Source organism: Pseudomonas sp. JV414, from assembly GCF_032424305.1.
In the GTDB taxonomy this organism is placed as follows: domain Bacteria; phylum Pseudomonadota; class Gammaproteobacteria; order Pseudomonadales; family Pseudomonadaceae; genus Aquipseudomonas; species Aquipseudomonas lini.
In genome coordinates this window covers 1-12,894 of sequence record NZ_VYKC01000017.1, presented here as the reverse complement: position 1 = coordinate 12,894, position 12,894 = coordinate 1, and the positions used below count along the sequence as shown (strand labels likewise).

11 protein-coding genes, 4 tRNA genes and 2 rRNA genes are annotated in these 12,894 nt (G+C 54.6%); all 17 read right to left on the bottom strand.

Features of this window, described 5'->3' with window-relative positions:
* Nucleotides 1-54 precede the first annotated feature (54 nt).
* Nucleotides 55-4,128: a DNA-directed RNA polymerase subunit beta gene (rpoB, locus tag F6R97_RS17780; protein ID WP_038981299.1), complete on the bottom strand. Its 4,074-nt coding sequence runs from the start codon at nucleotides 4,126-4,128 to the stop codon at nucleotides 55-57.
* Nucleotides 4,129-4,348: 220 nt separating this feature from the next.
* On the bottom strand, nucleotides 4,349-4,714 hold the full coding sequence (gene rplL, locus F6R97_RS17775; protein WP_038981298.1) for a 50S ribosomal protein L7/L12: 366 nt from the start codon (nucleotides 4,712-4,714) through the stop codon (nucleotides 4,349-4,351).
* 74 nt (nucleotides 4,715-4,788) lie between these two features.
* Nucleotides 4,789-5,289, bottom strand: a complete 501-nt coding sequence (rplJ, locus tag F6R97_RS17770) for a 50S ribosomal protein L10 (RefSeq protein ID WP_038981297.1) — start codon at nucleotides 5,287-5,289, stop codon at nucleotides 4,789-4,791.
* Between the two features lie 198 nt (nucleotides 5,290-5,487).
* On the bottom strand, nucleotides 5,488-6,183 hold the full coding sequence (gene rplA / locus F6R97_RS17765; protein WP_007896626.1) for a 50S ribosomal protein L1: 696 nt from the start codon (nucleotides 6,181-6,183) through the stop codon (nucleotides 5,488-5,490).
* Nucleotides 6,183-6,614 (bottom strand): 50S ribosomal protein L11, encoded by a 432-nt coding sequence (rplK, locus tag F6R97_RS17760; protein ID WP_008008888.1) that lies wholly within the window; start codon nucleotides 6,612-6,614, stop codon nucleotides 6,183-6,185. Before rplK ends, rplA begins: the two co-directional genes overlap by 1 nt.
* Before the next feature lie 117 nt (nucleotides 6,615-6,731).
* On the bottom strand, nucleotides 6,732-7,265 hold the full coding sequence (gene nusG / locus F6R97_RS17755; RefSeq protein ID WP_007896622.1) for a transcription termination/antitermination protein NusG: 534 nt from the start codon (nucleotides 7,263-7,265) through the stop codon (nucleotides 6,732-6,734).
* Between the two features lie 9 nt (nucleotides 7,266-7,274).
* Entirely contained in the window at nucleotides 7,275-7,643 is a 369-nt protein-coding gene (gene secE, locus F6R97_RS17750; protein WP_007896620.1) for a preprotein translocase subunit SecE, read from the bottom strand.
* Between the two features lie 45 nt (nucleotides 7,644-7,688).
* Nucleotides 7,689-7,764: transfer RNA gene (locus F6R97_RS17745), tRNA-Trp, on the bottom strand.
* Nucleotides 7,765-7,817: 53 nt separating this feature from the next.
* Nucleotides 7,818-9,011: an elongation factor Tu gene (tuf, locus tag F6R97_RS17740; protein WP_007896619.1), complete on the bottom strand. Its 1,194-nt coding sequence runs from the start codon at nucleotides 9,009-9,011 to the stop codon at nucleotides 7,818-7,820.
* An 84-nt stretch (nucleotides 9,012-9,095) separates the two neighbouring features.
* Nucleotides 9,096-9,171: transfer RNA gene (locus tag F6R97_RS17735), tRNA-Thr, on the bottom strand.
* Nucleotides 9,172-9,197: 26 nt separating this feature from the next.
* Nucleotides 9,198-9,271 (bottom strand) — tRNA-Gly (locus F6R97_RS17730).
* Nucleotides 9,272-9,295: 24 nt separating this feature from the next.
* Nucleotides 9,296-9,380, bottom strand: a tRNA-Tyr gene (locus F6R97_RS17725).
* Nucleotides 9,381-9,522: 142 nt separating this feature from the next.
* On the bottom strand, nucleotides 9,523-9,963 hold the full coding sequence (locus F6R97_RS17720; RefSeq protein WP_038981296.1) for a hypothetical protein: 441 nt from the start codon (nucleotides 9,961-9,963) through the stop codon (nucleotides 9,523-9,525).
* A 7-nt stretch (nucleotides 9,964-9,970) separates the two neighbouring features.
* Complete coding sequence (locus F6R97_RS17715) at nucleotides 9,971-10,720, bottom strand: pantothenate kinase (RefSeq protein ID WP_038981295.1); 750 nt, start codon at nucleotides 10,718-10,720, stop codon at nucleotides 9,971-9,973.
* On the bottom strand, nucleotides 10,710-11,669 hold the full coding sequence (gene birA / locus F6R97_RS17710; protein ID WP_038981294.1) for a bifunctional biotin--[acetyl-CoA-carboxylase] ligase/biotin operon repressor BirA: 960 nt from the start codon (nucleotides 11,667-11,669) through the stop codon (nucleotides 10,710-10,712). The genes F6R97_RS17715 and birA overlap by 11 nt, the downstream gene beginning before the upstream one ends.
* Before the next feature lie 136 nt (nucleotides 11,670-11,805).
* Nucleotides 11,806-11,921, bottom strand: a 5S ribosomal RNA gene (gene rrf / locus F6R97_RS17705).
* Nucleotides 11,922-12,094: 173 nt separating this feature from the next.
* A 23S ribosomal RNA gene (locus F6R97_RS17700) occupies nucleotides 12,095-12,894 on the bottom strand; the annotation flags it as partial.

Below are 12,894 nucleotides of genomic sequence, written 5' to 3'. Positions count from 1 at the left end.
CCTGGCGGAGCAGAGAGCGGGCAATCCTGCCCCGCTCTCGATTCGCGTCACGTGTTATTCGGTTTCCAGATCGATATCGATGCCGAGGGAACGAATTTCTTTGATCAACACGTTGAAGGACTCGGGCATGCCCGGCTCCATACGGTGATCGCCGTCCACGATGTTTTTGTACATCTTGGTCCGACCGTTCACATCGTCCGACTTCACTGTGAGCATTTCTTGCAGAGTGTAAGCAGCACCGTATGCTTCCAGTGCCCAGACCTCCATCTCCCCGAAACGCTGACCACCGAACTGTGCCTTACCACCCAGCGGCTGCTGGGTAACCAGGCTGTACGAACCGGTAGAACGAGCGTGCATCTTGTCGTCTACCAAGTGGTTCAGCTTCAGCATGTACATGTAGCCAACAGTAACCGGGCGCTCGAACTTGTTGCCGGTACGGCCGTCGGTCAGCTGCATCTGGCCGCTTTCTGGCAGGTCTGCCAGTTTCAGCATGGCCTTGATTTCGCTTTCCTTGGCGCCGTCGAACACTGGAGTGGCCATTGGTACGCCGCCGCGCAGGTTCTTCGCCAGATCCAGGATTTCCTGGTCGGAGAAGCTATCCAGATCTTCGTTACGACCGCCGATCTGGTTGTAGATCTCGTCCAGGAAGGTGCGAAGTTCGGCAACTTTACGCTGCTCTTCGACCATCCGGTTGATCTTCTCGCCCAGACCTTTGGCCGCGAGGCCCAGGTGGGTTTCAAGGATCTGACCAACGTTCATACGCGAAGGTACGCCCAACGGGTTGAGGACGACGTCGACCGGGGTGCCATTGGCATCGTGCGGCATGTCTTCAACCGGCATGATCACGGAGACCACACCTTTGTTACCGTGACGACCGGCCATCTTGTCGCCCGGCTGGATGCGACGACGGATTGCCAGGTAAACCTTGACGATTTTCAGCACGCCTGGAGCCAGGTCATCGCCCTGCTGCAGTTTGCGCTTCTTGTCTTCGAACTTGTCGTCCAGCAGACGGCGGCGATCAACGATGTAGGCCTGAGCCTTCTCGAGTTGCTCGTTCAGAGCATCTTCAGCCATGCGCAGTTTGAACCACTGACCATGCTCAAGACCGTCGAGAACTTCGTCGGTGATTTCCTGACCTTTCTTCAGACCGGCGCCGCCTTCGGCTTTGTGGCCGACCAGAGCGGAACGCAGACGTTCGAAAGTGGCGCCTTCAACGATACGGAACTCTTCGTTCAGATCCTTGCGGATCTCGTCGAGTTGAGTCTTCTCGATCGACAGTGCACGAGCATCACGCTCAACGCCGTCGCGGGTGAAGACCTGTACGTCGATGACGGTACCCTTGGTGCCGGTAGGCACACGCAGGGAGGTGTCTTTAACGTCGCTGGCTTTTTCACCGAAGATGGCACGCAGCAGTTTTTCTTCCGGAGTCAGTTGGGTCTCGCCTTTCGGAGTGACCTTACCAACCAGGATGTCGCCTGCGCCAACTTCAGCACCTACGTAAACGATACCGGCTTCGTCCAGTTTGTTCAGTGCAGCTTCACCCACGTTCGGGATGTCTGCAGTGATTTCCTCTGGCCCAAGCTTGGTGTCACGCGCCACACAGGTCAGTTCCTGAATGTGGATCGTGGTGAAACGGTCTTCCTGAACAACACGCTCGGACAGGCAGATGGAGTCTTCGAAGTTGAAGCCGTTCCATGCCATGAACGCGATGCGCATGTTCTGACCCAGAGCCAATTCACCCATATCGGTGGACGGACCGTCGGCCATGATGTCGCTGCGCTGAACCCGATCACCCTTGCTCACCAGCGGACGCTGGTTGATGCAGGTGTTCTGGTTGGAGCGGGTGTACTTGGTCAGGTTGTAGATGTCGACACCAGCTTCACCGGTTTCAACTTCATCATCAGCAACACGAACCACAATACGGCTGGCATCAACGGAATCGATCACGCCGCCACGACGAGCCACGACGCAAACGCCGGAGTCACGGGCTACGTTACGCTCCATGCCGGTACCGACCAGCGGCTTGTCAGCGCGCAGGGTTGGTACAGCTTGACGCTGCATGTTCGAACCCATCAACGCACGGTTGGCGTCGTCGTGCTCGAGGAACGGGATCAGCGACGCTGCAACCGAAACTACCTGCTTCGGCGATACGTCCATCAAGGTGACGTCTTCCGGCGCCTTGACGGTGAACTCGTTCAAGTGACGAACAGCTACCAGCTCGTCGATCAGGACTTTCTTGTCGTTCATCGTGGCCGAAGCCTGAGCGATCACGTGATCAGCTTCTTCGATGGCGGACAGGAACACGATCTCGTCGGTGACCAGAGCGTCTTTCACCACACGGTACGGGCTCTCGAGGAAGCCGTACTGGTTGGTGCGCGCATAGGCAGCCAGGGAGTTGATCAGACCGATGTTCGGACCTTCCGGCGTTTCAATCGGGCATACACGACCGTAGTGAGTCGGGTGTACGTCACGCACTTCAAAGCCAGCACGCTCACGAGTCAAACCGCCAGGGCCGAGTGCAGAAACACGACGCTTGTGGGTGATCTCGGACAGCGGGTTGTTCTGGTCCATGAACTGGGAAAGCTGGCTGGAACCGAAGAACTCTTTCACCGCCGCAGCCACTGGCTTGGCGTTGATCAGGTCTTGCGGCATCAGGCCTTCGCTTTCAGCCATCGACAGACGCTCTTTGACCGCACGCTCAACACGTACCAGGCCAACGCGGAACTGGTTCTCGGCCATTTCGCCTACGCAGCGAACACGACGGTTACCCAGGTGGTCGATGTCATCGACGATGCCTTTACCGTTACGGATGTCGACCAGAGTCTTCAGTACCGCGACGATGTCTTCTTTGCACAACACGCCCGAACCTTCGATCTCGGTACGACCGATACGACGGTTGAACTTCATCCGGCCGACCGCAGACAGGTCATAGCGCTCAGGGCTGAAGAACAGGTTGTTGAACAGAGTTTCGGCAGCGTCTTTGGTTGGCGGCTCGCCAGGACGCATCATGCGATAGATCTCGACCAGCGCTTCCAATTGGTTGCTGGTGGAGTCGATCTTCAGAGTGTCGGAGACGAACGGACCGCAGTCGATATCGTTGGTGTACAGAGTTTCGATACGAACAACCTGAGACTTGGCGATTTTGGCCAGGATTTCGGTGTTCAGCTCGGTGTTGCACTCCGCCAGGATTTCGCCGGTTGCCGGATGCACGATGACCTTGGCGGTAGTGCGACCCAGGACGTAGTCCAGAGGCACTTGCAGCTCTTTGATCCCTGCTTTTTCCAGCTGGTTGATGTGGCGAGCGGTGATACGACGACCTTGCTCGACAATAACCTTGCCTTTGTCATCCAGGATATCCAGGACAGCAATTTCACCACGCAGGCGCTGAGGCACCAGTTCCAGGCTGAGGTTTTCACCTTGCACGTGGAAGACGTTGGTGGTGTAGAACGCGTCCAGCACTTCTTCAGTGGTATAGCCCAGCGCGCGCAGCAGTACCGATGCAGGCAGCTTGCGACGACGGTCGATACGCACGAACACGCAGTCTTTCGGGTCGAACTCGAAGTCCAGCCACGAACCGCGGTAAGGAATGATGCGCGCGGAGTACAGCAGTTTGCCGGAGCTGTGCGTCTTGCCACGGTCGTGGTCGAAGAACACGCCCGGGGAACGGTGCAGCTGGGAAACGATTACACGCTCGGTACCGTTGATTACGAAGGTACCGTTTTCAGTCATCAGGGGGATTTCACCCATGTAGACTTCTTGCTCTTTGATGTCCTTGATCGCTTTGTTCGACGATTCTTTGTCGAAAATGATCAGGCGCACTTTTACCCGCAAAGGTACGGCGTAAGTTACACCGCGCAATACGCATTCTTTGACATCAAATGCCGGTTCGCCCAAGCGATAACCGACGTACTCCAGCGCAGCATTGCCGGAGTAGCTGATGATCGGGAAAACGGATTTGAAGGCCGCATGCAGGCCCACGTCGCGGAACTGATCTTTAGTCGCTCCCGCTTGCAAGAATTCACGATACGAATCCAGCTGGATGGCCAGGAGGTACGGCACATCCATGACGTCCGGCAACTTGCTAAAGTCCTTGCGGATACGTTTTTTCTCAGTATATGAGTAAGCCATCAGCGTTCCCCAGCTTGGTCACCTGCTTGTTTGGCCCCTCCCGACGGGAGCAGCCAGAAAATCGTGCAAACCCCATGGTTTGCGCCACCGCATCGGGTGGTTACAGCTCGTTACCAGCACCGACCCAGTCGGCTGCCAATAACGGAAAAAGGCCGGTGGCAAGAGCCACCAGCCATCAGCCTTTCGCTTAACGCTCGGGCTGGAGGTGCAAAGTCGATGCTTACTTCAGCTCGACTTTAGCGCCTGCTTCTTCCAGAGTGGCTTTTGCTTTGTCAGCTGCGTCTTTCGAAACAGCTTCCAGAACGATGCCAGGAGCGCCGTCAACTACAGCCTTGGCTTCTTTCAGGCCCAGACCGGTCAGTTCACGTACTGCCTTGATCACGTTAACTTTCTTCTCGCCAGCTTCGGTCAGCATGACGTTGAATTCAGTTTGTTCTTCAACAACAGCGGCAGCAGCAGCTGGACCAGCCGATGCAGCAGCAGCGGTAACACCGAAGGTTTCTTCCATCGATTTGATCAGCTCAACGATTTCCACTACGGATTTCTGGCCGATTGCTTCGATGATTTGTTCGTTAGTCAGAGACATGACTCAATTCCTGAATTGGGGGACGGCCTACGCGACCATCGAAATAAACAAAAAACGCGAGAAGTTGACGAGCCTTAGGCTGCAGCAGCTTCTTTCTGGTCGCGAATTGCCGCCAGAGTACGAGCCAATTTGCTGGTAGCGCCTTGAATCACGCTCATCAGCTGGGAAATTGCTTCGTCACGGGTCGGCAGAGTTGCCAGTACGTCGATCTGATTAGCTGCGAGGAACTTGCCCTCGAACGCAGCTGCCTTGATCTCGAACTTGTCCTGACCCTTGGCAAACTCTTTGAAGATACGGGCAGCAGCGCCCGGATGTTCGTTCGAGAATGCAATCAGGGTCGGGCCGGTGAACACGTCGTTGAGAACACTGTATTCAGTGTCAGCAACAGCGCGCTTGAGCAGGGTGTTACGTACAACACGTACGTAAACGCCAGCTTCACGAGCCTCTTTACGGAGTCCGGTCATTGCGCCTACTGTTACGCCACGGGCATCAACCACGACAGCGGACAGAGCGACTTTGGCAGCCTCGTTGACTTCAGCGACGATGGCCTTCTTGTCTTCGAGTTTAATTGCCACGGGTTTAACTCCTGCTTGTTACCGTTTCATCCAACCGAAGCCGGATGTCGTTTTGGTGTCTGATTCGGTAAGGAACCGGGAGCACCATCTGCGTAGGCTTGTGGTTTAAGACTTGCGCCGCCTACGGTCTTGGATAGCCCCCGCCAGGCAGGGACCCCAATCTTTCAATTGGCGCAATCGCTTGCACCAACCTGTGTCTTACGCGTCGAGCGAGCCTTGGTCGATGACCAGACCTGGACCCATGGTGGTGCTCAGGGTAACGCGCTTGACGTAAATACCTTTCGAGGAAGCTGGCTTGATACGCTTCAGATCAGCGATCAGGGCTTCAACGTTTTCCTTCAGCTTGACGGCATCGAAGCCGACTTTGCCAACGGAGGTGTGGATGATGCCGTTTTTGTCGGTGCGATAACGAACCTGACCAGCTTTGGCGTTTTTAACCGCGGTAGCTACGTCTGGAGTTACAGTGCCGACTTTAGGGTTAGGCATCAGGCCGCGTGGGCCCAGAATCTGACCCAACTGACCAACAACGCGCATGGCATCCGGGGATGCGATAACTACGTCATAGTTCAGGTCGCCGCCTTTCATTTCGGCAGCCAGGTCGTCCATACCTACACGGTCAGCGCCGGCAGCCAGAGCAGCCTCGGCAGCTGGACCCTGGGTGAACACAGCAACGCGAACAGTCTTGCCAGTGCCGTGCGGCAGCACGGTAGCGCTACGAACGACCTGGTCGGATTTACGCGGATCAACACCCAGGTTCACAGCAACGTCGAACGACTCGCTGAACTTGACAGTCGACAGCTCAGCCAGCAGAGCAGCAGCGTCTACAAAGTTGTAGGACTTGCCTGCTTCGATTTTGCCGGCGATAGCCTTTTGACGCTTGGTCAACTTAGCCATTACACACCCTCCACGTTAAGGCCCATGCTACGAGCAGAACCGGCGATAGTACGCACGGCTGCTTCCATATCAGCTGCAGTCAGATCCGCGTTTTTGGTTTTCGCGATTTCTTCCAGCTGAGCACGGGTCACGGTGCCAACCTTAACGGTGTTCGGACGAGCGGAACCGCTAGTCAGACCAGCAGCCTTCTTCAGCAGAACCGAAGCAGGTGTGGATTTTGTTTCGAAAGTGAAGCTACGGTCGCTGTAGACAGTGATGATCACTGGAGTCGGCAGGCCTGGCTCAATACCCTGAGTACGGGCGTTGAAAGCCTTGCAGAATTCCATGATGTTCACGCCGTGCTGACCCAGAGCAGGACCAACAGGTGGGCTTGGGTTAGCCTGAGCGGCCTTCACTTGCAGCTTGATGTAAGCGGTAATCTTCTTGGCCATGAGGCACTCCAATTACGGGTTCGAACGCCTCGAAAGGCTCCCCGGTTACTTGCGCGTTTATCCCAGTGACGACAAAACCCCACAGCCTGGGGCTGCGGGGTTGGGATGCTTGCTCAGCTAGACCTTTTCGACCTGGCTGAACTCTAGCTCTACCGGAGTAGAGCGACCGAAAATGAGCACTGCCACTTGGATCCGGCTCTTCTCGTAGTTAACTTCTTCAACCGTGCCAGTAAAATCAGCAAACGGTCCATCATTGACACGCACCGACTCGCCTGGCTCGAACAACGTCTTCGGCTTCGGCTTGTCGCTACCATCAGCAACGCGACGCAGAATCGCTTCTGCCTCTTTATCAGTGATCGGCGCAGGCTTATCAGCAGTACCGCCGATGAAACCCATCACCCGAGGAGTATCCTTGACCAAGTGCCAAGTACCCTCGTTCATGTCCATCTGGACCAGCACATAACCTGGGAAGAACTTGCGCTCGCTTTTGCGTTTCTGGCCATTACGCATTTCAACCACTTCTTCAGTGGGAACCAGAATTTCGCCAAAGCCATCTTCCATGCCAGCCAGCTTTACGCGCTCTACCAACGAGCGCATGACATGCTTCTCGTAACCGGAGTAAGCATGCACAACGTACCAACGCTTAGCCACGGGACACCCTTAGCCGACAATCAAGGAAACAAGCCAGCCGAGCAGGGAATCAAGCCCCCACAACAGCAACGCCATAACCAGAACAACAGCCACAACAATCAGCGTGGTCTGCGTGGTTTCTTGGCGAGTTGGCCATACGACTTTACGAATCTCGGTGCGAGCTTCCTTAACCAGTACAAAGAAAGACTTGCCCTTGACTGTCTGCAGGCCTACAAAGGCAGCTACAGCAGCAATGACAAGCAAAGCAAGTACGCGGTACAGGATCGGCGAAGCAGAGTAATACTGATTGCCAACAACGCCAACAACCACCAAAGCGACTACTACTAGCCACTTGAGCAGATCGAAGCGAGAGCCTTGAGCTTCAGCTTTAGGAGTCATCTATGAAGATCCTGTGAAAAGAAAGCCAGACACACCAAGTGAATCTGGCAGGTCAGGAGGGAATCGAACCCCCAACCTACGGTTTTGGAGACCGTCGCTCTGCCAATTGAGCTACTGACCTAAAACAAAATCAGGCCGACCATTATGCCGGCCCGAAAAAGACATTACAACAACTTACTCGATGACTTTTGCTACGACACCAGCGCCGACGGTACGACCGCCCTCACGGATAGCGAAACGCAGACCATCTTCCATCGCGATGGTTTTGATCAGGGTAACGGTCATTTGAACGTTGTCACCTGGCATCACCATTTCAACCCCTTCTGGCAGCTCGCAGTTACCAGTCACGTCAGTTGTACGGAAGTAGAACTGTGGACGGTAACCCTTGAAGAATGGCGTATGACGACCACCCTCTTCCTTGCTCAGAACGTAAACCTCAGCAGTGAACTTGGTATGCGGCTTGACAGTGCCAGGCTTGACCAGAACCTGGCCACGCTCAACATCATCACGCTTGGTACCACGCAGCAGAACGCCGCAGTTCTCACCTGCACGACCTTCGTCGAGCAGCTTGCGGAACATTTCAACACCAGTGCAAGTAGTTTTGACAGTGTCACGAAGACCAACAATCTCGACTTCTTCCTGAATGCGGACAATGCCACGCTCAACACGACCAGTCACAACAGTACCGCGACCAGAGATCGAGAACACATCCTCGATCGGCATCAGGAACGGCTTATCGATAGCACGCTCAGGCTGCGGAATATAGCTATCCAGAGTCTCAACCAACTTCTTGACGGCGGTAGTACCCATCTCGTTGTCGTCTTGACCATTCAGCGCCATCAGCGCCGAACCAATGATGATCGGCGTGTCATCACCTGGGAAATCGTAAGTGCTCAGCAGATCACGCACTTCCATCTCAACCAGTTCCAGCAACTCAGCGTCGTCAACCATGTCAGCCTTGTTCAGGAAGACAACAATGTACGGAACGCCAACCTGACGGGACAACAGGATGTGCTCACGGGTTTGCGGCATCGGACCATCAGCGGCCGAGCAAACCAGAATCGCACCATCCATCTGCGCAGCACCGGTAATCATGTTTTTTACGTAGTCGGCGTGACCTGGACAGTCAACGTGTGCGTAGTGACGCACAGCCGAATCGTACTCAACGTGAGCAGTGTTAATGGTGATACCACGAGCTTTTTCTTCTGGGGCGCTATCGATCTTGTCGAAGTCAACCTTTGCCGAACCGAACACTTCGGAGCAGACACGGGTCAAAGCGGCGGTCAGAGTCGTCTTGCCATGGTCTACGTGACCGATGGTTCCAACGTTGACGTGCGGCTTGTTACGTTCGAACTTTTCCTTAGCCATCGAAATCACCCCTAGCAGAAGAATTAAGCAAGTACTATCAGCCATTAAAACAAAGGCAGATATTTTCATATCTGCCTTGTTATATGGAGCTCTTGAGCGGATTTGAACCGCTGACCTCACCCTTACCAAGGGTGTGCTCTACCAACTGAGCTACAAGAGCGTAACACTTTGCAGGACCTGCAAACTTGGAGCGGGTAGCGGGAATCGAACCCGCATCATCAGCTTGGAAGGCTGAGGTTCTACCACTAAACTATACCCGCGGAGCTTGCAGCTCTCGCTAAAAATGGTGGAGGGGGAAGGATTCGAACCTTCGAAGTCGTAGACGTCAGATTTACAGTCTGATCCCTTTGGCCGCTCGGGAACCCCTCCTAAGCGAGCCGGCATTCTATATCATGCCAGCCTTCTGTCAAGCATTTTCTCATTAAAAACCTGAGGTTAGCTGCGTTGACCTCGCTTCACACTGCTGACCGTTAAAGGTCTTCACTGCGAAGCGGGCGCCATTCTATGCAAACTATTCGACGGGTGCAACCCCTTCGCACGGCATTATTTTATGTTTTAACTCATTGAATTCTTTAGAAAGGTTTTGCAACTGCGAATCACCCAGCAAACGCCGGCTTTCTGGTGCCACACGCACCCAGTAACCATCAGACTCGGCGGGAGCCCTCAGCAAGGTCTCGAACTTGATTTCCATGCCACTCAATCGCCGCTCGACCGCCTGAGCCGCTTCCTGACGAGCAAAACCGCCAAGATAGAGGCATCCATCGCCTGCCTGGGCAGGCTTTCCTTTATCACGAGCCGCGTCAGTCGTTTCACTCAACAAGCGAATGTCCTGCTGCGCCCCCCGATACAAACTCAAAGGGGTTACATCCTTTGCGCGCAGAGGAGCCTCTTGTTGATGCCAGATGTAATAGAACACATTAAGAACAAGCAGCAGCAGAAACAACCAACGCATAAAAACCTCAGGACAAGGGACACGCCATCGCCAAACCTACAAATACCAGGTCTGGAACCACCCTGGCTTCGGGCACAATCTCGGAGACCAGATCAGCATCCCCGCCAGTCAGAAAGACTGCGAAATCATCCCCCCAATAACTGCGCGCCAACTCTAGCTGAGTCAGGACAAATCCTCTCAACATCAGCAAACAACCTCGCTCGACCGCCTCGACGGTTGTGCGCCCAGGAACAAGACTCTCCAAAGCGCGCTCGGCAGCAAGATCTCCATAGCGAATTCTACGGGTATGGGTACGCAGCTGGTTGCGCATCAAAGGCATCCCCGGACAGATAAATCCTCCGAGATGCTCACCATCCCCTGCAATAAAGTCAGCGGTAACAGCCGTACCAAAGTCGAGCACCAGACAAGCACCCGCAGCCAGATGAAAGCCTCCGAGCATTGCAAGCCAGCGATCAAGCCCTAGCCGCTCGAACTCCTCATAGCCATTTCGAACCCCGGACATCTCGCGAGCCGGTGCCGCGCACACTACAGAAACGCCGAAAGCCTCGGCCAACAGAGAAATCAATGCACTGGTTTCTTCGGCGGTTCTGACACTGACTAAGCGACAATGCTTGAGAGCGAGCCCCTTGAGCCCTTTCAAGCTCTCCAGCAAGGCGAGATCCGAATCAACGACCCCTTCGCCAACCACCCGCCGAACATCCTCGCCGAGCACACGCCACTTGATGAAACTATTTCCGCAATCGAGCTCAAGAATCATCACGCAACCTCAGGCTGAGCTCGCCACCACTAAAGACCTTCTCCACACCATTCACCTTCAAGCGCAAGGCACCTTGAACATCGATACCCAGCACCTCTCCATCTATCTGACTCACACCGGCAATCAACGACACCGCCCGCCCCTGCCATAGATGATTTTGCTCCCACTCCGCCTGAATAGCCGGAAATCCGCCGGCCTGGTGGCGATTTAAATAGGTCTGAAGCATCAACCCTAACTCAGCAACCAGATGATTGCGATCAACAGCCTTACCCGACTCGAGACGCATGGACGTCCATTGCTGATCAACCTCATCGGTCATCTGCATGTTCACATTTATTCCGACACCGATCACCACGTGACACACATCAGCAGGATCCCCCACTAATTCGAGCAGTATTCCCGCAATCTTTTGCTGACCCACCAGAACATCATTCGGCCACTTCAAGCCCACACCTGAAATGCCAAGCCCTCGCAAGGCTTGCATTACGGCAAGCCCGACAACAAGACTCAAGCCTTCCAGCTGCCGCATCCCACCATCAATGCGCAGTACCAGACTGTAATAGATGTTTTCCGCGAACGGGCTCACCCATTTGCGTCCACGCCGTCCACGACCAGCCGTCTGCCGCTCAGCGAGCACCAGAAATGGCGCAGACTGACCACGCTCGATAGCGCGCAAGGCTTCAGCGTTGGTAGAGTCAATTGAATTGAAGACTAGAATGGGCCACTCACAAGAAGGCGCCCGCGCGCTTATTTCCGCAGGATCAAGCAGTGTCAACGGCGCAGCCAGTTGATAGCCGCGACCGCGCACTTTATGAATGGATAAACCGAGCTCAGCCTCCAAGTGCTGAAGCTGCTTCCATACAGCGCTACGACTGACGCCCAAGGCAGCACCCAGGGCTTGGCCCGAATGGAATCGACCATCCTTAAGAAGCTTTAACAACGTCAGCATGCAAGTCTCGCCTCACAATGAGGCCCGCATTCTAGCCATGCCCCGGGCTGTTGCATAGAAACCCTACAAGCGAGATTTTCCTGCGGACAAAACAAAACCCCTACCTGCATACGCAGATAGGGGTTTCGGAATTTAATCTTGACGATGACCTACTCTCACATGGGGAAACCCCACACTACCATCGGCGATGCATCGTTTCACTGCTGAGTTCGGGATGGGATCAGGTGGTTCCAATGCTCTATGGTCGTCAAGAAATTCGGTAGCCAGCTCGTTTGCCTTACGGCTCACGCTCCAGCGAATGGGTATGTGATAGATCTGGTGTTTCGTGAGTGTCACAAACTTTCGGTTCGTTTCGTCTTCACACACCGCAATCTGGCGTCCCTTTTTATTTATAAAGAAGGGTCAGCAAATTGCTTGGGTGTTATATGGTCAAGCCTCACGGGCAATTAGTATTGGTTAGCTCAACGCCTCACAGCGCTTACACACCCAACCTATCAACGTCGTAGTCTTCGACGGCCCTTCAGGGGACTCAAGGTCCCAGTGAGATCTCATCTTGAGGCTAGTTTCCCGCTTAGATGCTTTCAGCGGTTATCTATTCCGAACATAGCTACCCGGCAATGCCACTGGCGTGACAACCGGAACACCAGAGGTTCGTCCACTCCGGTCCTCTCGTACTAGGAGCAGCCCCTCTCAAATCTCAAACGTCCACGGCAGATAGGGACCGAACTGTCTCACGACGTTCTAAACCCAGCTCGCGTACCACTTTAAATGGCGAACAGCCATACCCTTGGGACCGGCTTCAGCCCCAGGATGTGATGAGCCGACATCGAGGTGCCAAACACCGCCGTCGATATGAACTCTTGGGCGGTATCAGCCTGTTATCCCCGGAGTACCTTTTATCCGTTGAGCGATGGCCCTTCCATACAGAACCACCGGATCACTAAGACCTACTTTCGTACCTGCTCGACGTGTCTGTCTCGCAGTCAAGCGCGCTTTTGCCTTTATACTCTACGACCGATTTCCGACCGGTCTGAGCGCACCTTCGTACTCCTCCGTTACTCTTTAGGAGGAGACCGCCCCAGTCAAACTACCCACCATACACTGTCCTCGATCCGGATAACGGACCTGAGTTAGAACCTCAAAGTTGCCAGGGTGGTATTTCAAGGTTGGCTCTACGCGAACTGGCGTCCACGCTTCAAAGCCTCCCACCTATCCTACACAAGCA